17 protein-coding genes are annotated in these 20,133 nt (G+C 66.5%); 9 read left to right on the plus strand and 8 right to left on the minus strand.

All coding sequences use genetic code 11. The features are described 5' to 3' along the window. Position 1 precedes the first annotated feature (1 nt). Complete coding sequence (locus S2M10_RS06525; RefSeq protein WP_168845384.1) at positions 2-367, minus strand: hypothetical protein; 366 nt, start codon at positions 365-367, stop codon at positions 2-4. Further along, complete coding sequence (gene carA, locus S2M10_RS06530) at positions 364-1,635, minus strand: glutamine-hydrolyzing carbamoyl-phosphate synthase small subunit (RefSeq protein ID WP_168845385.1); 1,272 nt, start codon at positions 1,633-1,635, stop codon at positions 364-366. Before carA ends, S2M10_RS06525 begins: the two co-directional genes overlap by 4 nt. 143 nt (positions 1,636-1,778) lie before the next feature. Between carA and S2M10_RS06535 the strand changes: the two genes are divergently transcribed. The 8 genes from S2M10_RS06535 (at position 1,779) to S2M10_RS06570 (ending at position 10,523) form a co-directional block, all read left to right on the plus strand. Continuing rightward, complete coding sequence (locus S2M10_RS06535) at positions 1,779-2,231, plus strand: GatB/YqeY domain-containing protein (protein ID WP_168845386.1); 453 nt, start codon at positions 1,779-1,781, stop codon at positions 2,229-2,231. Between the two features lie 58 nt (positions 2,232-2,289). Further along, positions 2,290-2,700, plus strand: coding sequence for an endonuclease domain-containing protein (locus S2M10_RS06540; protein WP_348770542.1), 411 nt, complete (start codon positions 2,290-2,292; stop codon positions 2,698-2,700). Positions 2,701-2,704: 4 nt separating this feature from the next. Next, positions 2,705-4,600, plus strand: coding sequence for a DNA primase (gene dnaG / locus S2M10_RS06545; protein ID WP_168845388.1), 1,896 nt, complete (start codon positions 2,705-2,707; stop codon positions 4,598-4,600). Positions 4,601-4,642: 42 nt separating this feature from the next. Then, complete coding sequence (gene rpoD / locus S2M10_RS06550) at positions 4,643-6,673, plus strand: RNA polymerase sigma factor RpoD (protein WP_168845389.1); 2,031 nt, start codon at positions 4,643-4,645, stop codon at positions 6,671-6,673. Between the two features lie 205 nt (positions 6,674-6,878). Beyond that, positions 6,879-7,544 (plus strand): hypothetical protein, encoded by a 666-nt coding sequence (locus S2M10_RS06555; protein WP_168845390.1) that lies wholly within the window; start codon positions 6,879-6,881, stop codon positions 7,542-7,544. Between the two features lie 188 nt (positions 7,545-7,732). Further along, positions 7,733-8,575 carry a MoxR family ATPase gene (locus tag S2M10_RS06560; RefSeq protein ID WP_168845391.1) on the plus strand — a complete coding sequence of 281 codons (843 nt, stop codon included), beginning with the start codon at positions 7,733-7,735 and terminating at the stop codon, positions 8,573-8,575. 74 nt (positions 8,576-8,649) lie between these two features. Beyond that, positions 8,650-9,828: a VWA domain-containing protein gene (locus tag S2M10_RS06565; protein ID WP_168845392.1), complete on the plus strand. Its 1,179-nt coding sequence runs from the start codon at positions 8,650-8,652 to the stop codon at positions 9,826-9,828. After that, complete coding sequence (locus S2M10_RS06570) at positions 9,825-10,523, plus strand: DUF2185 domain-containing protein (RefSeq protein WP_168845393.1); 699 nt, start codon at positions 9,825-9,827, stop codon at positions 10,521-10,523. Before S2M10_RS06565 ends, S2M10_RS06570 begins: the two co-directional genes overlap by 4 nt. Positions 10,524-10,597: 74 nt before the next feature. On the opposite strand, the gene S2M10_RS06575 is transcribed toward S2M10_RS06570, so the two are convergent. Both S2M10_RS06575 and S2M10_RS06580 read right to left on the minus strand, forming a co-directional pair. Continuing rightward, positions 10,598-11,251 (minus strand): hypothetical protein, encoded by a 654-nt coding sequence (locus S2M10_RS06575; RefSeq protein WP_168845394.1) that lies wholly within the window; start codon positions 11,249-11,251, stop codon positions 10,598-10,600. 162 nt (positions 11,252-11,413) lie between these two features. Continuing rightward, on the minus strand, positions 11,414-11,707 hold the full coding sequence (locus S2M10_RS06580) for an Hpt domain-containing protein (RefSeq protein WP_093292741.1): 294 nt from the start codon (positions 11,705-11,707) through the stop codon (positions 11,414-11,416). An 83-nt stretch (positions 11,708-11,790) separates the two neighbouring features. Between S2M10_RS06580 and S2M10_RS06585 the strand changes: the two genes are divergently transcribed. Beyond that, positions 11,791-14,079 carry a hypothetical protein gene (locus S2M10_RS06585; protein WP_168845395.1) on the plus strand — a complete coding sequence of 763 codons (2,289 nt, stop codon included), beginning with the start codon at positions 11,791-11,793 and terminating at the stop codon, positions 14,077-14,079. A 4-nt stretch (positions 14,080-14,083) separates the two neighbouring features. Here S2M10_RS06585 and S2M10_RS06590 read toward each other — a convergent pair whose 3' ends face one another. The 4 genes from S2M10_RS06590 to S2M10_RS06605 form a co-directional block, all read right to left on the minus strand. Further along, complete coding sequence (locus S2M10_RS06590; protein ID WP_168845396.1) at positions 14,084-15,139, minus strand: LacI family DNA-binding transcriptional regulator; 1,056 nt, start codon at positions 15,137-15,139, stop codon at positions 14,084-14,086. Positions 15,140-15,168: 29 nt separating this feature from the next. Further along, the gene (locus S2M10_RS06595; RefSeq protein WP_168845397.1) at positions 15,169-16,200 is read right to left on the minus strand and encodes a cupin-like domain-containing protein; all 1,032 of its coding nucleotides are present in this window, start codon (positions 16,198-16,200) and stop codon (positions 15,169-15,171) included. Further along, the gene (locus tag S2M10_RS06600) at positions 16,193-16,927 is read right to left on the minus strand and encodes a SapC family protein (protein ID WP_168845398.1); all 735 of its coding nucleotides are present in this window, start codon (positions 16,925-16,927) and stop codon (positions 16,193-16,195) included. Before S2M10_RS06600 ends, S2M10_RS06595 begins: the two co-directional genes overlap by 8 nt. Positions 16,928-17,019: 92 nt before the next feature. After that, the gene (locus tag S2M10_RS06605; RefSeq protein ID WP_168845399.1) at positions 17,020-20,007 is read right to left on the minus strand and encodes a TonB-dependent receptor; all 2,988 of its coding nucleotides are present in this window, start codon (positions 20,005-20,007) and stop codon (positions 17,020-17,022) included. Positions 20,008-20,133: the final 126 nt, after the last annotated feature.

The raw sequence follows: 20,133 nt of genomic DNA on the forward strand, positions 1-20,133 counted from the left end.
GTTATCCAAAATAGCTTTTGGCAATCGCGCCCGCGAGCGCTGCCAGTCCAAGTTTTACGACTTCCCAGACGCCTTTGCCGATCGGGATGGCTTTGATCCGTTCCCAGATCGTCGGCTTGCGTGAAGCCTCAACGAGTTTATCTGCTTCCGAGATGCCTTTGTCGGTGATGCGCAACAGGAGTGCGCCGGGCGCATCCTTATCCATCACTTTTGCCGCGTACCCCATCGCGATGAGCCGGCGGCCAACCGGGTTTGCCTCTTGTGAACTCAGATTGAGCAATGCGCTGGGCTTGCCCGGATTACCCCTGAAATGCCGACCCTTTTGCAATGCAAGAAGGAGCGATTTCTCGCGGGGTGCTAACGTCACCGCATCATCCCCACGAACCGCTCGAACAGATAGAGGCTGTCCTGCGGGCCCGGGCTGGCCTCGGGGTGGTATTGCACGCTGAATGCCGGACGATCGGTGAGCTCGATGCCGGCGTTGGAGCCGTCGAACAGCGACACATGCGTCTCGCGGGCATTGGCCGGAAGCGTCTCGCGCTCGACGGCGAACCCGTGGTTCATGCTGGTGATCTCGACCGCGCCGTCTTCCAGCCGCTTGACCGGATGGTTGGCGCCGCGATGGCCCTGGAACATCTTGGTGGTCTCAGCACCCACCGCGAGGCCGAGCAGCTGGTGGCCGAGGCAGATGCCGAACAGCGGCTTGCCGGTCTCGAGCAGCTGGCGGATCACCGGCACGGCATATTCGCCGGTCGCGGCGGGATCGCCCGGGCCGTTCGACAGGAAGAAGCCGTCCGGGTTGAACGCCATCACCTGCTCGAAGGTGGCGGTGGCGGGCAGCACGGTCACGTCCGCGCCGGCCTGGACCAGGTTGCGGAAGATGTTGCGCTTCGAGCCATAGTCGATCGCGACGACATGGGGACGCTTCCGGGAGCCCCCTCCCGCCTGCGGGAGGGGGTTGGGGGTGGGCCCACCCTCTCCACCAGCGGTGTCCGTCGAGGTGGCCGGGCGCCCACCCCCGGCCCCTCCCGCAAGCGGGAGGGGAGAGGTGTTCTCATACCCCGCCCCCAGCTTCCACACGCCGCCTTCCCAGCCGAAATGCGTCTCGCACGAAACAGTGATCGCGAGGTCCATGCCCTCCAGCCCCGGCCAGCCGCGTGCCTTCTCGAGCAGCGCGTCGAGGTCGAAATTGCCGGACTTCGAGTGCGCAATCACGCCGTTCGGCGCGCCGCCCAGCCGGATCCGGCGGGTGAGCGCGCGGGTGTCGATACCCGACAGGCCGATGCGGCTGTGCTTCGCCATCCAGGCATCGAGATGCTCGGTGCTGCGGAAGTTCGACGGCTCGGTCACGTCCTCGCGGACGATCATGCCCAGCGCATGGGGATCGTCGGCCTCGATGTCGTCGGGGTTGGCGCCGACATTGCCGATGTGCGGGAAGGTGAAGTTGATGATCTGACCGGCGAAGCTCGGGTCGGTCATGATCTCCTGATAGCCGGTCATCGCGGTGTGGAAGCACACCTCGCCGACGGCATCGCCTTCGGCACCGAATCCTCGACCCCACAATATCTCGCCGCTCGCCAGAACCAGAACGCCCGTGGCTCCAACGGGCATGGACAAGGGTTTGGCGTCGGCCATTTGGGGCGGGCACTCCTGCTTTGGGTTTGCGATGTTGCTAAGGGCCGCCCGCTAGACCCCATGGGCGGGTGCGTCAATCTGTTAAGTTTTGTGGCATTCGGCTATGTCTCCGCGCTTTCCCGGACAAGATCGAGAGACCACGAATGATTCGCGACGACATCAAGGCTGCGCTGGTGACCGCCATGAAGGGCGGCGACAAGGCGTCGACCGCCACGATCCGCCTGATCCAGAGCGCGATCAAGAACCGCGACATCGAGGCCCGCACCGGCAAGGTACCCGAGGACGACGACGTGCTGGTGGTCGAGGTGCTGCAGAAGATGGTCAAGCAGCGCCGCGAATCGATCGAGATGTACGAGAAGGGCAACCGCCAGGAACTCGCCGACGCCGAGGCGGCTGAAGTGGTGGTGATCGAGCGCTTCCTGCCGACGCAGATGAGCGAGGCGGAGACGACCGCGGCGATCGAGGCGATCAAGGCCGAGCTGGGCGCGGCCGGCATGAAGGACATGGGCCGGGTAATGGCGGAACTGAAGGCGCGCCACGCTGCGCAGCTCGACATGAGCAAGGCCAGCGCGCTGGTGAAGGCGGCGCTTAGCTGAGATGGACGACAGGGACCGCTCTGCGCTCCCCCTCCCGCAAGCGGGAGGGGGCCGGGGGGTGGGCCCCCGTTTCCGGCTGGACAGGCCGACGCAGCGGGCACGCGAACTGCGGAACGACCCTACGGCCGCGGAAGAGCTGCTGTGGTCGAAGCTGCGGAATTCGCAGCTCGGCGGGCTGAAGTTCAGCCGGCAGATGCCCATCGCAGGCCACTTCGCGGACTTCGCGTGCCGCAAGGCCAAGCTGGTCGTGGAACTGGACGGTAGCCAGCATGCCGAGATGACCGCCGCCGATGCCGAGCGCACGCGGCGGATCGAGGCGGAGGGCTACCGCGTCCTTCGCTTTTGGAACAATGAGTTGACGTCGAATATGGAGGGCGTGTTGCAGGCGATCCTTTCCGCCGCTTCGCCTAGCGTGGAGCGGGGGCCCACCCCCCAGCCCCCTCCCGCAAGCGGGAGGGGGAGCGAGTAGCGCCATGTCCCTCACCCCCGCCTTCCTCGACGAGCTCCGCGCCCGCACCACGCTCTCCACCCTCATCGCCAAGTCGGTAAAGCTGCAGCGCGCCGGCAAGGAATTCCGCGCCTGCTGTCCGTTCCACAACGAGAAGACCCCCAGCTTCTACGTCAACGACGACAAGGGCTTCTACCATTGCTTCGGCTGCGGCGCGCATGGCGATGCGATCCGCTGGATGACCGACCAGCGCGGCCTGCCCTTCATCGATGCGGTGAAGGAACTGGCACAGGCCGCCGGGCTCGACATGCCCGAGCAGGATCGCCGCGCCGCCGACAAGGCCGAGCGCGCCAAGGGCCTGCACGATCTGATGGGCGAGGCCGCCGCGTGGTTCACCGAGCGATTGAACGGGAGAGAGGGCGCGGAAGCCCGCGCCGTGCTCCAGCGCCGCGGCATCACGCCCGGGACCGCGCGCAGCTTCGGCCTCGGCTTCGCCCCCGATTCGCGCGGCAAGCTCAAGGAGGCGCTGAAATCCTATGGCGATCCGATGCTGGTCGAATCCGGCATGCTGATCGCCGTCGAAGGCAAGGACCCGTACGACCGCTTCCGCGGCCGGCTGATGATCCCGATCCGCGACGTCCGCGGCCGGACGATCGCGTTCGGCGGCCGCATCATCGGCGAGGGCGAGCCCAAATATCTCAACTCCCCCGAGACCCCGCTGTTCGACAAGGGCCGTACACTCTACAATCTCGATCGCGCCCAGGCGGCCGCGCGCAAGGCGGACCGGGTGATCGCGGTCGAGGGCTATATGGACGTGATCGCGCTTGCCCAGGCCGGGTTCGGCGAGGTGGTCGCCCCGCTCGGCACCGCGCTCACCGAGCACCAGCTCGAACGGCTGTGGCGGTTGTCCGAAGTCCCCCTGCTCTGCTTCGACGGCGACAGCGCCGGGCAGAAAGCCGCCCTCCGCGCCGCCCACCGTGCGCTGCCGATGCTCGCCCCCGGCCGCAGCCTCGCCTTCGTCACCCTGCCCCAGGGCATGGATCCCGACGATCTGGTCCGCGCGCAGGGCCCGGCCGCCTTCGAAGCGCTGCTCGCCAGGCCCGAGCCGCTGGTCGATCGCCTCTGGGCAAGCGAAGTGGCGGCCGGCCCGCTCGATACGCCGGAGCAGCGTGCTGGCCTCAAGCGGCGGTTGAGCGAACTTGTCGAGCAGATTCAGGACTCGAACGTAAAGCACGAATATCTGGCTGAATTTCGCTCACGCGCGGATCAGCAGTTTGGCCGTGGCCCACGCACGTTCAACCGCGATCAGCGCGCCCCCGCCCCTGCCCGCCAGCAGCAGCGCGGCACCCGCAACGCTCGCGGCGTATGGCAACCGCCCGAGCCCCCGCCCTCGCATCTGATCAAGGGTGTGCAGGCGAGCGGGCTCGATCCCATATTGGCGCGCGCGGTACTCGCCGGGCTGATCCGCCATCCGGTCGAGATCGCCCGCCACATGGAGATCCTCGGGAGTCTGCGTAGTGCATCGGGCGCGCTCGGGCGGCTATTTGAAGCCGTTGTCGAGGTGGCGCTGACCAATCCGGCCTCGCGTCAGCTTGATAGCGCGGATTTCCTCACCATATTGGCGTCGTCCGGTTTCGATTCAGTGGCAAGCGAGTTGCTCCGCGCAGACACGCTCCCCTTCTCCTTCACGCGGCCCGCGGCCGACGTGATGAAGGCGCGCGAGGATCTGGGCGAGGCGATCGCGGTGATGGCGGCGCAGCCCGCCGTCGACGTGGCGCTCGCCGAGGCGACTGCTGCGCTGATGCGCGACGGCACCGAGGAAGCGTTCGCCCGCCAGGTGGCGCTTTCCCGGCAACGGCAGGAGCTTCAGGATCGGCTTGCCAATCTGATGCTTGCGGAAGACGACGTTTTTGAGGAATAGAGGCGGTGTAAAATTGCCGCCATCTAAGTTTCGAGGATTTTGATGGCGAAGGCGAATGGCAGCGGCGGCGGTGACGACACGATCGAAGCAGGTGACGCGCCGCTGATCGACCTCAACGAGGGTTCGATCAAGAAGCTGGTCGCGCGTGCGAAAAAGCGCGGCTACATCACCGTCGACCAGCTCAACGAGATGCTGCCGCAGGACCAGATGTCCTCGGAGCAGATCGAGGACGTGATGGCCGCGCTCAACGACATGGGCATCAACGTCGTCGAGAATGAGGACGCGGGCGAGGACGCCGAGGCTGAGGACGACTCGGCCGACGATACCGAGGCCACAGAAGGCGGCGACGATTCCGCGCCTGCCTTCGAAGTCGCGAAGAAGGAGGAAACCGTCGATCGCACCGACGATCCGGTGCGCATGTACCTGCGCGAGATGGGCGCCGTGGAGCTGCTCAGCCGCGAAGGCGAAATCGCGATCGCCAAGCGCATCGAGGCCGGCCGCGACACGATGATCCTCGGGCTCTGCGAGTCGCCGATCACGTTCAACGCGATCATCGGCTGGTCGACCGCGCTCAACGAAGGCACGATGCAGCTGCGCGAGATCCTCGATCTCGACGCGATGCTGTCCAAGGGTCCGTCGGCCGAGCAGGTCGAGGGCGCCGAGGACGACAATGGCGAGATCAGCGAATCGAGCACCGGCCCGAGCTTCAAGGAAGAGGAAGAGCCGGAAGAGGTCGCGTCCGACGAGGATGACGAGCTGACCGAGCGCCGCGCCCGCCGCCCCTCGGACGACGAGGAGGAAGACAACACCCTCTCGCTCGCCCAGATGGAAGAGCAGCTCAAGCCGCAGGCGCTCGAGAAGTTCGCCAACATCACCGCGATCTACAAGAAGTTCGGCAAGGTCCAGCAGCAGCGGCTCGACACCATGTCGGCCGGCGAGGACTTCCCGGCGGCGGAAGAGAAGAAGTACAACAAGCTCCGCGAGGAGCTGACCGCCGAGGTCGAGAGCGTCCAGTTCCACCAGGCCAAGATCGAGTATCTCGTCGACCAGCTCTACAGCTTCAACCGGCGCCTGACGGCGCTGGGCGGCCAGATGCTGCGTCTCGCCGAGCGCCACAAGGTCAGCCGCAAGGACTTCCTCGATCGCTATGTCGATCACGAGCTCGACGAGAACTGGCTGCCGACGGTTGTGGGTCTCGACAAGAAGTGGAAGGCGTTCGTCGAGAACGAGTCCGGTTCGGTCGATCGCATCCGCACCGAGATGAGCGAGATCGCCCAGCAGACGGGCATGACGCTCACCGAGTTCCGCCGCATCGTCAACATGGTGCAGAAGGGCGAGCGCGAGGCGCGCATCGCGAAGAAGGAGATGGTCGAGGCCAATCTCCGCCTCGTGATCTCGATCGCCAAGAAGTACACCAATCGCGGCCTGCAGTTCCTGGATCTCATCCAGGAGGGCAATATCGGCCTGATGAAGGCGGTGGATAAGTTCGAATATCGCCGCGGCTACAAGTTCAGCACCTATGCGACCTGGTGGATCCGCCAGGCGATCACCCGCAGCATCGCCGATCAGGCGCGCACCATCCGCATCCCGGTGCACATGATCGAGACGATCAACAAGCTGGTCCGCACCAGCCGCCAGTTCCTCCACGAGCAGGGCCGCGAGCCGACGCCCGAGGAAATGGCGGAGCGCCTGAGCATGCCGCTCGAGAAGGTGCGCAAGGTGATGAAGATCGCGAAGGAGCCGATCTCCCTCGAAACGCCGATCGGCGACGAGGAAGACAGCCATCTGGGCGACTTCATCGAGGACAAGAACGCGATCATCCCGGTCGACGCGGCGATCCAGGCGAACCTCAAGGAAACGGTCACCCGGGTGCTCGCCAGCCTCACCCCGCGCGAGGAGCGCGTGCTGCGCATGCGCTTCGGCATCGGCATGAACACCGATCACACGCTGGAAGAAGTCGGCCAGCAATTCTCGGTGACGCGCGAGCGTATCCGCCAGATCGAGGCCAAGGCCTTGCGCAAGCTCAAGCACCCGAGCCGCAGCCGCAAGATGCGCAGCTTCCTCGACCAGTAAGCGCGCTTTCGAACTGAATGTACAACGGCCCCGGCTTCACCGTCGGGGCCGTTTTCTTTTGGGACAGAAGCGTGTGGGGAGCGCAAATCCTGTCTTTCAAGATTAATTTCGGCGTAACCATCTTTCTATGCGCTTCGGTATGGTCGCTATGCGATCCCATTCGGACCGGCCGATGGCGGGCGGTATTGTCCAGATGGGGAAGGTCATGCTCGTGGATACCGCACCGATGGAGCATTTGTCGGGCGCTTGGGGCCCGATGGGCGCGATGGCGGAGACCGACGGCAGCGCCCGGCACCCGCACCTCCGCGCGTTACGCGCCGCCGCCCTCCCCCGCCGCGACCTCGCGGACGCGGTCCATCACATCGCCCGCCTCCATGGCCGCCATCCCGGACTGATTGACTATGCCGCCGGCCATGGGCGCCATCCGATCGAATGCGAGTGGCTGGAAGCCGCGGCCGACGCCTTCGTCGCCGAGCGAGCCTATCTCGTTCGCCTCGTCGCCGCAGCGGGGCCGCTGCCCAGCACGCCCGGCCATGCCGAGAGCGAGGCAGCCGCCGCCGCGCAACGCCACGCGCTCGACATGCTCGCCCAGTCGGATCGCGCGGGCTGCGCGACCGGCGCCGCGATTGCGCTGGCGCTCGAATGGGTCGCGATCCGTGCGGTGCTTGACCGCGCCGCTACGAGCTTCGGCGTCGATCCCAAGCCGGCACGGCTGCCGATCCCGGAAGAGACGGTGAGCGTGGTCGATGCCTTGTCCCGTGAAGCCACGCACGAGCGCGCGATGCTGTTCGGCGCGCAACAGGTGTTTGCCCAGCATCGCGGGCTGTGGGACCTGCTGGAAGCCCGCGCCGGCGCCCGCAGCCGGGGGTAATCCCCGCCACACAACCATCGTCATCCCCGCGAAGGCGGGAATCCATTGGCCCTGGTTTCGCGGTTCGTTCCCCCAGCGTCCTGGCAAATGGATTCCCGCCTTCGCGGGAATGACGGCTTCAAGGTGAGGACGAGCACTGCCCCTCGGGATGGGTTGCATCCCGCCACCGTTCGGCCCACCTTCTGCCCATGCGCTTCGAAGGTACCCAGAGCTATGTCGCCACCGCGGACCTGAAGGTCGCGGTCAACGCCGCCGTCACGCTGCGCCGCCCGCTGCTCGTCAAGGGCGAGCCCGGCACCGGCAAGACGGTGCTCGCCACCGAGATCGCCAAGGCGGTGAACGCGCCGTTGATCGAGTGGAACGTCAAGTCGACCACCAAGGCGCAGCAGGGCCTCTACGAATATGACGCGGTGGCGCGGCTGCGCGACGGCCAGCTCGGCGATCCCCGCGTGCACGACATCGCCAACTATATCCGCAAGGGCAAATTGTGGGAGGCGTTTACCAGCCCCACCCTCCCCGTGCTGCTGATCGACGAGATCGACAAGGCCGATATCGAGTTCCCGAACGACCTGCTCCAGGAACTCGATCGCATGGAATTCCATGTCTACGAGACCGGGGAGACGGTCCGCGCCGCCGAGCGCCCGATCGTCGTGATCACCTCGAACAACGAGAAGGAGCTGCCCGACGCCTTCCTGCGCCGGTGCTTCTTCCACTATATCAAGTTCCCCGATCGCGACACGATGCAGGCGATCGTCGACGTCCATTTCCCCGGCATCCAGAAGCTGCTGGTCAGCCGCGCGATGGACCTGTTCTACGAGATTCGCGAGGTGCCCGGCCTCAAGAAGAAACCCTCGACCAGCGAGCTGCTCGACTGGCTCAAGCTGCTGCTCCACGAGGAGATGCCGCTCGAGGTGCTCCAGTCGCGCGATCCCAGCAAGGCGATCCCGCCGCTCCACGGCGCGCTGCTCAAGAACGAGCAGGACGTGATGCTGTTCGAGCGCCTCGCCTTCATGGCGCGGCGGCAGCGCTGACGATGCGCCGGGCGCCTCCCCTCCGGCGGTCAACGTAATGGACGCACCCCGTCCCGCAGGCCTAGTCTAGCGCCATGTTCCTCGCCTTTCTCGACGAGCTGCGCGCCGCGGGCATCCCTGCCAGCCTCAAGGAACATCTGCTGCTGCTCGAAGCGCTCGACGCGCAGGTGATCGAGCCGACCCCCGAGGCCTTCTATTTCCTCGCCCGCGCCACCTATGTAAAGGACGAGGGGCTGCTCGACCGGTTCGACCAGGTCTTCGCCAAGGTGTTTCGGGGGATCGCGAGCAACACTGGCGTCGCCCCCGCCGAGGTCCCCGAGGAATGGCTCCGCGCGATCGCCGACAAGTACCTGACCGACGAGGAAAAGGCGCAGATCGAGGCGCTCGGATCCTGGGAGAAGCTGATGGAGACGCTCCAGCAGCGGCTGAACGAGCAGCATGAGCGTCACCAGGGCGGCAGCAAATGGATCGGCACCGGCGGCACCTCGCCCTTCGGCAATGGCGGCTACAACCCCGAAGGCGTGCGGATCGGCGGCGAGGGCAAGCACCAGCGCGCGGTGAAGGTGTGGGAGGCGCGCGACTATCGCAACCTCGATTCCACTCGCGAGCTGGGCACCCGCAACATCAAGGTGGCACTCCGCCGCCTCCGCCGCTTCGCCCGCGAGGGCGCTGCCGAGGAGCTCGACATCGACGGCACCATCGCCGGCACCGCAAGGCAAGGCTGGCTGGACGTCAAGATGCGGCCCGAGCGGCACAATGCGGTGAAGCTCCTGCTCTTCCTTGACGTCGGCGGATCGATGGACCCCTTCGTCAAGCTCTGCGAGGAGCTGTTCTCGGCAGCGACCAGCGAGTTCAAGAACCTGGAATTCTTCTACTTCCACAACTGCCTCTACGAAGGCGTGTGGAAGGACAATCGCAGGCGCTTCACCGAGCGCACCCGCACCGCCGACCTCCTCCACAAATATGGCCCGGACTATAAGGTGATCTTCGTCGGCGACGCGTCGATGAGCCCCTATGAGATCACGCAGCCCGGCGGCTCGGTCGAGCACATGAACGACGAGCCCGGCGCCACCTGGCTGCAGCGCGTAGTCGACACCTGGCCCGCCACCGTCTGGGTCAACGTGCTGCCCGAGGCGCAATGGGGCTATTCGCACTCGGTGTCGATGATCCGCGAGCTGATGCGCGATCGCATGTATCCTCTCACGATTGCAGGGATCGATGCGGCGATGCGCGAGTTGAGTAGGAAGCGATGAGTACGATCCGCGACATGCTCCACCGTTGGCACCGGCGCCTGTTCGGTAGCTACACGATCGCCGATCCCCGGCCGATGGCCGAGGCCGCGCCCTATACCTTTTTCCTGCCCAGCGAGAATGAGGTGCTTGCGCTGCGTGCCGGCGACCTCGCCAAGCTGATCTTCCAGTCGACCCCGCCCTCGCGCGACTATGCCGCCGAGCGAATGTGGGTGGAGATAACCCGCGCCGAGGGCGAGAAGCTCTGGGGCCGACTCGACAATGTGCCCCTCGACATGCCCCAGCTCCGCCCCGGCCGCGAGATATCATTCCGTCGCGGCGACGTGATCGACCTTCGCTGGGGCGAGGATCGCCCGGTCCGTCCGCCCTCGGCTCCGGCGCGACGCCATTATGATGCGCGCTGCCTGGTCGACAGCTGCGTGCTCGAACAGGGTGCGGCAGTCCATTATCTCTATCGCGAGCTGCCGCTGCCCCCGAGCGTCGGCGACGCGCCGGATAGCGGCTGGCGCATCCGTGGCGATTATCGCGGGCTGGAAGACGAAGCGATCGGCGCCCGCGCGATCGAGTGCGTCGCGCTCGGCCGGGTGCTCAACATCGACGACAGTTGGGTCCACCTGATCGATTCGCCTACCGGCTCCGCCTATGTGCGGAACTGGGAAAAGGACGTGTTCGAGCCGGAGTCGGCGGCAGCGGATTGAAGCCCTACCGGTCGACTTCGAGTGTCGCTTGCGCCCCGTCGCCGGAGACACAATCTCCGCAAACCGTCCCATGCTCAGAACGGAGCAGGCACTTTGCGCTTGATATCGACGCGCAGCGGTGGGGCAGCGCTGAAGCGCACCTCGGTGACGATGCCGCCCGGCACCCCCATCCAGAGCACCGTGTCGTCGGCTTTGCGGGTTATGGCCCACGGGGATAACGCGCGCAGGCCGGACTTGACGGTATTGCCGTCCCTGCACAGGCCGGAAGACGTCGTGTCCGAACAACGTAGCTTCGCATCGCCTACGCCAGCGATGAATGCTGCGAGCTGAGCAAGCGCCTCCCAACCCTGCTCCACGCTGACTCCAGGATTCAGGTGCGCATATCCCGTGGTCGCGCACTCATTACCGCGGGCTGATGCAATCTCCTGCGCACCATCTATGCGCTCCACCTTCGCGGTTCCTATGTCAGCTCCCGGTACCGCCCGAAACCGCACGTTCCAGCGCGTTCGAACACAGCCTCGCCCCTGCAACACCGGCCGCTCCACCAACTGCCCGTCGACGACGCCCGGTGCGCCCTTGCCGCCAGTGGGAACCTCGAATGTTTCGATCGGGCCATGTTTGCGGTCGCGCAATACAGCGTCACCAGCCGCGGTCGGCGACAATTTTTCGACCTGCGCAAGCGTGATACTGGAGACGGGTTGCCCCAACAGGAACGCTAGCGTGATCACCTGGCATTCTCCCGTGTCTCGGAAGCTACCATGCTCCTGGGTGCCGAGCTCCGCTAGCCTGAAACCTACGAGCGAAGGGCATTCGCGGCGAGCAGCCGGGCGGCATTATTCCCCGCGGCGGGACTTCCGCGCGGGCACGCATCTGGTCCCCTCGGCCCCGGCTCAGAGCTTCTCCACCGCCTTGTCGATGCGCCGCAGCAGCGCGCCGTCCTGAGCGCTGCGCCGCACGGCCTCTTCGGCGAGGCCCATCAGACTGGTCGCGCCGAAGCTGCCCGCCAGACTTTGCAGCCGCAGCGCGGCCCCTGCCCATTGCTCGGCACCCTTGGAGGTCTTCATCATGTCGACCGAACGGTTGACGCTTTCGAGGAACGCGTCGCGAAGCTCCGCGATCAACGCGGGATCGTCGCCCACCGCGGCGGCAAGGCTCGTATCGATTGCACCGGGATCATAGGCCATGGCCGCACCCTAGCGGCGCGATCGTTAACCGTTGGTTGACAACCCGGTCTTGGTCCGCGCGGCAAAGCTGATAGAGTGGCCCGATGACTGGGGGCTCCACCGCTGAATCCGCCGTATCGTTCGACACCCTGCACGCCGAGCCGCCCGCGCTCGCGGAAAGTCTGGTGGTCGACGAGGTCGCGCCGGCCGCGCCGCAAGACCCGATCGACGCACCGCGCTTCGGTTGGATCTTCACCTTGCTCGCCGTCGCGGCCGGGGTCGGTACGACCTATGGCATGGCGAGCCTCGCGCTGCCCGCGTGGGACGAGCCGCTGAGCAACTTTCAGCGCGTCCAGCTGCTCGCGTCGCTCTGTGTGCCGGCAGCGGTCGTGGCGCTGCTGTACCTGATCGCAATGCGCACCAGCACCGCCGAGGCGCGCCGCCACGCCGATACCGCGCGGGCGATGCGCGAGGCGGCCGAGCATCTCGAGGCGCGCACCGCCGCGCTCACCGATCGCCTTCTCGCCCAGCGCAACGCCCTTGCCGAGCAGGAGACCGGCCTGTCGGTGCTGAGCGATGCCGCCGCCGAACGCCTCGCCCACGCCGCCGAAAGCGCGCAGCGCCAGGCCGACACGATTGCCGCCAGCACCCAGCAACTGAGCGCCATGACCAGCGCCGCCGAGCACAGCGTATCCGTGATCCTTGCCTCGCTGCCCAGAGCGCACGAGGAAATGCGCGGGCTCGCTGATCGCGTCGATGCTGCCGGGCTACAGGCGAGCCAGACCGCCGCCGCGCTCGACATCCAGCTGACCGTACTCGCCGAACGCGGCCGGGAGGCCGATCGCATCGCCGGCGGCGCCGCCGAGCGCCTCGCGGCGCACATCGCCCGCATGGAGGCGACCAGCGAGGCGGCGAGCAGTCGGCTCGAACAGGTGACCGACCAAATGTCCGCCCAGGTCGACGCGGTCCTCGATCGCGCCGCTGCCGCGGTCGACCAGTCGCGCCAGGGCATCGCCGCCCAGGGCGAGGCGATCCTTGCGATGCTGAGCACCAACCAGGCCGCGCTTGAACGCGCCGGCGAGGACAGCAGCGCCGCGATGGCGCAGCGCATGGCGCTGATCGAGGATGCGATCATCCGCATCTCGGCGCGGCTCAGCGAGGAGCAGCGGCGCAGCGACGCGCTGTTCGCCCGGCTGTCGGAAGGCGCCGCAACCTTCGATTCGGAGCTGGAAGTGCTCCACGCCGCCGGCACCCGCCGCACCGAGGCGCTGGCGGCGGCGATCCACGGTCTGCATCAGTCGATGGACGGCATGACTCAGTCGATGCGTACCGGTGAATCCACCGCGCGAGGCGTGATTGCCACCTCCGAAGAACTGCTGACCGCGCTGGACGCCGCCACGCGCGAGATCGACGAGACGATGCCCGCAGCGCTGGGCCGGCTCGACGACCGTATCGATGCCACCCGCAAGCGCATCGCCGCCTCGAAGCCCGAGCTGCTCGGCCTCGTCACCGCCGCCGAATCCACCCATGACGCCGTGGAAGGCATCGCCGTGTCGATATCCCGGCAGCAGGCGGCGCTCGAGCGCAGCCGCGCCGCGCTGGCCGAGACGCTGGCAACCGCCGCGGACCAGGCCGAGACGCTCGGCCGGGCAGTGGACAGCGCGATCGCGCATGCCAACAGCTTCACCCGCGATGCGGCGCCCGAACTGATCGAAACCCTGCTGCGGGTGCGCGACAGCGCCAACAAGGCCGCCGATCATGCCCGCGAGGCGATGGACGGCATCGTGCCGGCCGTGAACCGCGTACTGCAGGACGCAACCGACCAGGTGATCGAGCGTGCCGTAGAGCTGTCGGTCCGCCAGCAGGTCGACACGCTCACCAAGGCCGCCGACGCTGCGATCGGTGCCGCTGCCCGCGCCGCCGAGCACCTCCGCGCCCAGATGACGGTGCTGGAGGAGGCCAACCAGCTCGCCGAGGCCCGCATCGCCGAGGCGCAGGACGCGCAGGAACGCGCCGACAGCGACGGCTTTGCCCACCGCATGGGGCTGCTGATCGACGCGCTGCACTCAACTTCGATCGACATCGCCAAAACCTTCTCGAGCGAAGTGACCGACGGCGCCTGGGGCGCGTATCTCAAGGGGGATCGCGGTGTGTTCACCCGCCGCGCCGTTCGCCTTCTCGCGCCGCACGAAGCGCGCGAGATTCACCGGCTCTACGATCATGACGAGACCTTCCGCGAGAACGTCCATCGCTATGTCCATGATTTCGAGACGATGCTCCGCCAGGTGCTGAGCCTGCGCGAAGGCAATCCGCTGGCGGTGACACTGCTCTCTTCCGATGCGGGCAAGCTCTACGTCGCGCTCGCCCAGGCAATCGAGCGGCTGCGTAACTGAGCCGTCACCGCGCCGGCGGGCGGCGGGTCGATTCGCGGACGATCAGTGTCGAGGGCAGCACCACCGGCTCGGCGGAAACCGGCGCGCGGCCGGCGCAGGCGTCGATGATCCGCTCCACCGCCTTGGCGGTGATGTCCGCGATCGGCTGCGACACCGCGGTCAGCGCCGGGCTTGCGAAGCGAACGATCGGGGTGTCGTCGAAGCTGACCAGCGACACGTCCTCCGGCACGCTCAGCCCCCGCCCCCGCACCGCAGCCATCGTCGCCAGGGCGGTCTGGTCGTTGGCGGCGATCACGGCGGTCACCTCGGCCCGGTCCAGCAGCGTACGCGCCGCGATCAGCCCCACATCGTAGGAGAAGTCACCCGTCTCCAGCAGCTCGTCCGAAGACAGCCCCGCCGCCGCCATCGCCGTCCGCCAGCCTTCGACGCGCCATGCGCTCAGCTCATATTCGTCAGGCCCGGCGATGAAGCCGATGCGGCGATGGCCCAGCGCCAGCAGGTGCTCGGTGGCGAGCCGGGCGCTGCCGCGATCGTCCTGCACCAGCATGTGCCCTGGCCCCTCGGCGACCGAGCCGATGCGAGCGATCTCGATCCCTTTTTCGGCGAGCAGCCGCAGGATTATCGGGTTCTGCGAATGCGGCGGGGTGAGGATCGCACCATCGGGCTGGAGCGCGGCGATGGCGGCGCCGATCTCGCGTTCCAGCTGATCGCTGCGCGTGTCGACCAGCTCGACGATCATGCGATAGCCGTGTGCGGCACAGGCCAGCATGCCGCCGAGCAGCATCTGATCGACCCAGTCGCGACCCTCCCGCGCGCGCCAGTCGGCAATGGTCCGCTCGCGATCATTAAGCGCCAGGATCAGATAGGAGCGCGAGCCGCTCATCCGCTGCGCGGCGAGAGACGGCACATAGCCAAGCTTGGTGATCGAGGCCTGCACGCGGTGCAGCATCTCCGGACGCACGCCCGGTTCCTTGTTGATCACCCGGCTGACCGTCTGCAGCGAGACGCCGGCATCGGCCGCGACATGGCGAATGGTCACGGACTGGCGCCTACGAGACATGGCTGTTCCCCTCCTGCACTCTTCTTCCCTCAGCGGCTCAGCTGCCGCAACAGATAGCTCCGCAATTGCCCGGCCGTTTCCGGTGTCAGCGGATCCAGAATGCCGCGCCCGCCCTCCGGAAGATGCCCCGTGACCGTACCATCCGGCGAAAACACATAATGGTCGAACACGCTCCGCCAATGCGCCCGCGCTTCCGCGGGCAAGTCGCGAATGGCGAACAGAGCCATCAGCAGGGCATCGTTCGGCTCGGCAAGCCAAGCGGGCTGCGTGCGCCACCAATAGTTGATCATCACGTTGAACGCATCGAGGGCCTCGACATGATGCCACCACAGGCTGGGGATGCGCAGCGCGTCGCCGGGCGCCAGCACCACCGCGCGGGCATGGCGGAGCGCCTCCCGAAATTTCGGGAAGCGCCCGAAATCGGCGGCGTGGAAATCCACCATGCTGATCGCGCGACCACCGGGCGTATTGTCGAGCGGGCCGGGATAGAGGTTGGCGAACTGATCCGGCGGGAACAGCGTGAAGCGGCGGCGGCCGACAGCGGTACACACCAGATTGTCGGGCGCATCGCAATGCGCTGCGACGCGGGTAGCGGTGCCGATCCAGATGGTCGCGGCCAGCCCGTCGCGCGGCCCCAGCGGCATCGGGTTGGCCTCCACCATGCCCGGGAAGAAGCGCGGCACGTCGGTGGAGGCGATGTAGCGCAGCGGCGCGTCCGCATGGCGCTCGCCCGCCGCCATCTCTGCGAAGATCGTGCCGATCCGGGCGCGGCGGGTGCGGTGGTTCATCGCCATGTCGGCATCGTAAAAGAGGCGATCGCCGGCGCCGGGCAGGCCTTCTGCATAGGTGAAGTCGGCATCGCGCGCGAAACCGGACAGATAGTCGCGCGCCGTCGCTGCCCCTCGCCTGCCGGCCGCCACCAGCGGCCAGTCGGCGACCAGCCCGCGCACCACAAAGGGTTCCGCCGCGGCGGCAAGCGCGCTGTCCAGCGCTTCCTCGTCCGCCACCGCGATCTCGGGCACGGGGTGCAGTCCGTCGAACAGGTCGCCCGGATCAGGCATCGGCGCCGCGGCGCTGCAGGCGCGCGATCAGCGGCGCGATATTGGCGAGCGAGGCCAGCGCCATCGTGATCGGCAGCAGATGCCCGTCGCGATGCAGCGCGCCCAGCGCCTCGCCGTCCAGCGCCGCGAACCGTTCCTCATGGATGCCGTGGAAGTCGACGACCTGCCGGGCGTTGCCCTCGGCATCGTCGAAGCGGATCGACACCGGCTCCAGCAGATCGTGCCGCTCCAGCGCGCCGAAAAAGTCGGGTGCGGCGCGGTAGCCACGATCGAGGCGGCCAAGCCCCTCCAGCACGGCGGCGAGATAGCTGCTCGGCGCGCCCTCCCCGTCAAACAACGGCGACGCCTCCGCATAGCCGGCCTGGCCGGACGCCAGAACGCGGGGGCTGGCCGCGTCGAGATGCAGCTGCGGCACCTCGCCGCCCGGCGGCGGCGGACCGATCAGGAAGGGCCGCGTCGCCATCGCCAGCGGCAGGTACGGCGCCTCCCAGCGTTCACCTTCCAGATAGAGGTTCTCGCCCGGCGCGAAGCCGAACAGCGCCACCGCCTGGAAGCCGTCGCGCGCGGCGGTGCGCTGGAACAGGATCGGATAGGCGTTCTGCACCTGGCGGAACTCGTCGGGCACGACGAGGCAGAGCTGGACGGCATCGCCCAGCGCCACGCCCCGCCGCCGGTCGATGCGGACCGCGCGATGATCGTCGATGGTCACGAGCTGATGATCGGTCATTGGAAAAATCCCCATTCCCCGCCGGCTGCGTTGGCACGCCGCGCGGCGGGGCGGAAGGGCCTTGCGGTCGGCGAACCGCAAGGCTCCGGTCGTCAGAAGCGATAGCGCAGGCCCACCGTGTAGCGGGCATAGCCCGGCGCGGCGACGCCGACATACTGCTCCGTCCGCTGGTGCGTGCGGCGGCCCTCGCCGGTCAGGTTGATGCCTTCGAAGAACAGGGTCGTGCGCGGGCGCACTTCCCAGCTCGCGCTGGCATCGATCTGGCCATAGGCTTCGGTGTAGCTCGGGTTCGCGCCCGCGCCCGCCAGGAATTCGGCGCGCCAGTTATAGGCGACACGGGCCTGGATGCCGTTCTTGTCGTAATAGCCGATCACGTTGGCCGTGTCGCTCAGGCCCACCAGCGCGAACTGGTTGACGGTCGCCGGCACGTTGTTCCTGTAGTGCACGTCGCCGTCGACGATCGTGTAGTTGAGGATCATCCCCAGGCCGGTATCCCAGAAGCCGTGCTGGACCGCGAATTCCCAGCCATGGACGTTGGCGGTCTGGCCGTTGTTCACGGGCGTGTTGACGGTGAACAACACCGGATTGTCTTCCGGCAGGCCGAGAATGTCGCCGGTATAGGCGCCCGGCGTGCCGCCGGTAATCTTCACCGAACCCGGATAGTTGGCGAAGATGTACTGGCGGATATCGTTCGAGGTCGCCCCCGCGCCCAGCGCCGCCGCCGCCGCGCGGGCACGCGGGCCGTCGGCCGGGTTGGTAAGACCGAACACCGGCTTCTTCACCTGGCCCGTGCCGATGAAGTTCACCACCGATTTGTGGAAATAGCCGACCGAAATATAGCTCTCGGGCTGGTAGTACCACTCGGCCGAGAAATCGAGGTTCTTGGACTTGTAGGGCAGCAGGCCCGGATTGCCCTGGCTGCCCGAACCGCCGTCGACACGGAACAGCGAGTCGATCGTCTGGCCGCCCTGCAGACTGCCATAGTCCGCACGCGCGATGGTATGCCCGTAGGATGCACGGAGCTTGACGGTGTTGAGCGGCGAGATGTCGAAGTCGAATGAGGGCAGCCAGTTCTGATAGGAACCGCTGAGCGTGGTATAGTCGCTCTTGCCCGAATAGACGACGTTCAGTTCGTTGGCCGCGACCCATTTGGTGCCCGTGGCGACGGGGACCAACGCCGAGCTGTCGATCCAGGTCTTCTCGTAGCGAACCCCGGCATAGAAATGCGCCGGACGCCCGAACGCGTCGAACTTCAGATTGGCCTGAAGGTACGGCGCCAGCGTCTTCTCGCGGATGTGCCGGTCGACCGTGTACTGCGCCAAGCAGGTGTCCGGCCCGAGCGGGGTGCCGCTCTGCGGCTTGGAGCACATCTTGTACAGGCTTTCCAGATTGCCCACCAAGGTCTCGAAATTCTTGGTGAAGATCTTCTGGATCAGCAGGCTGCCATCGGTCTTGAGACCCGGATACTTGTCCGGAATCGTCGCAATGGAGAACAGGCTGTCGGGCATGTCCGACGCAGGACCGGCACCGCCCCAGGTGTTGTTCTGCAGGAAGCCATAAGCGGAACGGACCTTGTTATCGACATAGGAGATGCCGAAGTCGACGCTGTCGAGCAGGCCGCCGCGCTCGTACCGACCCTTGAACTGCGCCTGATTGATCTCGTCGCGGAACAGGCCGTTGCGGAACGAATTGCCCGTCGCCTGGATGCGCGACGCATCGAGAAGGTCGATGCCCGGCTGCATGGTGATCGACAGCACCGGCATATAATGGCTGAAGTCGATCGTCTGGCTCGCCGCGCCGAAGATGGCGGTGCTGACCGAGGTGCTGGTGCCATATTTGTTGGTCGGCGCGGATCTGGCGGTCGAATGGTGCGCGTCGAGCTCGAACGAGAAGGCGCCCTCCGGCTTCCATTGCAGGTTGCCGCCGATCGAGTTGTTCTCGCTCTGATTGGCGCTCAGATTGCTGACATAGGACACGTCCTTGCCTTCGCTCGCCTTGAAGCGCTCGGTATAGAAGAGCGGGCTGGCCACCTCGCCGCCGCTCCAGCTGCTGACCGTGTCGTTGTTGTTGAAATAGACACCGATGCTGTTGCTGCGCACCGTCACGCGGTTGCGCGAATAGGTATAGTCGATCGTGCCGGTCAGCGTATCCGACGGCTTGAACTGCAGCACCGCCTGGCCGTTGATCCGCTCGCGTTCGATGTCGTTGATGCCGATGCCGGCGTTCTGCGGCACGGTGTAGATCTGGTCGCCGGTCGGGCGATTGGTGATATTTGCATAGCGCGGGTCCCCCGGCTGAGCGAGCTCACCCGTCTTGTCCGATCCGGTGCGGCCATTCTTCCAGCCGACATAGGCTTCGTTGTTGCCGGCCTTGCGCTTCTGATAGGTGCCGGCCAGCAGAATGCCGATGCGATCGTCGGCGAAGCTGTTGCTGAGGATGCCGGAAAGCTCGGGCGTGATCGGCGTCTTGTGGGCGTTGCTTGACGAATCATACATGCCGGACACCGCGATGCTGCCGTGAAGGCCAGGCTTGTCGAGCGGGCGCGGCGTGCGGATGTTGATCGTCGATCCGATACCGCCGGATTCGATGTCGGCGCGGCTCGTCTTGTAGACCTCCACCGCGGCGATGCCGTCCGAGGAGAGATTGGCGAAGTCGAACAGGCGCGAGGTCGGTGCGGTCGCGCCGCCGTCCAGCGTCGAGGTCGGCATCTGGCGGCCGTTCAGCGTCACCAGATTGTAATTGGGCCCGAAGCCGCGGACCGTTACGGTAGAGCCTTCGCCGATCGAGCGGTCGATCGAGACGCCGGTGATGCGCTGGAGCGATTCGGCCAGGTTGGTGTCTGGGAACTTGCCCATGTCCTCCGCGGTGATGCCGTCGACCACGCCCTGCGCGTCGCGCTTCATGGCCATCGATTCGCGCAGGCTGGCGCGGATGCCGGTGACGACGATATCGCCCTGGGGAGCGGCCGCCGTGGAGTCGTCCGTATTCTGCGCCGCAGCAATCCCTGGCATGGCCAGAAGCGCGAGCGAGGAAATCCCCGCGCGCCAAAGCGCCGACATTCTTGCGTGTTCACGTGTCATATTGGCTCCCCGCCATTGATCTGATCATGGCCCCTCCATGATGTGAACGTTCACTTAGCGACAACTTTCATCGGGTCAATAAGTCACATTTCAGTAGTATTGTGACGCGGAATCGTTCTCAGATCT

Origin of the sequence: Sphingomonas sp. S2M10, from assembly GCF_012650175.1 — a bacterium.
In the GTDB taxonomy this organism is placed as follows: domain Bacteria; phylum Pseudomonadota; class Alphaproteobacteria; order Sphingomonadales; family Sphingomonadaceae; genus Sphingomonas.

What these genes read in the sequence shown, in the direction of transcription:
- carA (WP_168845385.1), bottom strand. Translation starts at nt 1,635, where the DNA reads ATGGCCGACGCCAAACCCTTGTCCATGCCCGTTGGAGCCACGGGCGTT.
- S2M10_RS06535 (WP_168845386.1), top strand. Translation starts at nt 1,779, where the DNA reads ATGATTCGCGACGACATCAAGGCTGCGCTGGTGACCGCCATGAAGGGC.
- dnaG (WP_168845388.1), top strand. Translation starts at nt 2,705, where the DNA reads ATGTCCCTCACCCCCGCCTTCCTCGACGAGCTCCGCGCCCGCACCACG.
- rpoD (WP_168845389.1), top strand. Translation starts at nt 4,643, where the DNA reads ATGGCGAAGGCGAATGGCAGCGGCGGCGGTGACGACACGATCGAAGCA.
- S2M10_RS06555 (WP_168845390.1), top strand. Translation starts at nt 6,879, where the DNA reads ATGCTCGTGGATACCGCACCGATGGAGCATTTGTCGGGCGCTTGGGGC.
- S2M10_RS06560 (WP_168845391.1), top strand. Translation starts at nt 7,733, where the DNA reads ATGCGCTTCGAAGGTACCCAGAGCTATGTCGCCACCGCGGACCTGAAG.
- S2M10_RS06565 (WP_168845392.1), top strand. Translation starts at nt 8,650, where the DNA reads ATGTTCCTCGCCTTTCTCGACGAGCTGCGCGCCGCGGGCATCCCTGCC.
- S2M10_RS06570 (WP_168845393.1), top strand. Translation starts at nt 9,825, where the DNA reads ATGAGTACGATCCGCGACATGCTCCACCGTTGGCACCGGCGCCTGTTC.
- S2M10_RS06580 (WP_093292741.1), bottom strand. Translation starts at nt 11,707, where the DNA reads ATGGCCTATGATCCCGGTGCAATCGATACGAGCCTTGCCGCCGCGGTG.
- S2M10_RS06585 (WP_168845395.1), top strand. Translation starts at nt 11,791, where the DNA reads ATGACTGGGGGCTCCACCGCTGAATCCGCCGTATCGTTCGACACCCTG.
- S2M10_RS06590 (WP_168845396.1), bottom strand. Translation starts at nt 15,139, where the DNA reads ATGTCTCGTAGGCGCCAGTCCGTGACCATTCGCCATGTCGCGGCCGAT.
- S2M10_RS06595 (WP_168845397.1), bottom strand. Translation starts at nt 16,200, where the DNA reads ATGCCTGATCCGGGCGACCTGTTCGACGGACTGCACCCCGTGCCCGAG.
- S2M10_RS06600 (WP_168845398.1), bottom strand. Translation starts at nt 16,927, where the DNA reads ATGACCGATCATCAGCTCGTGACCATCGACGATCATCGCGCGGTCCGC.
- S2M10_RS06605 (WP_168845399.1), bottom strand. Translation starts at nt 20,007, where the DNA reads ATGACACGTGAACACGCAAGAATGTCGGCGCTTTGGCGCGCGGGGATT.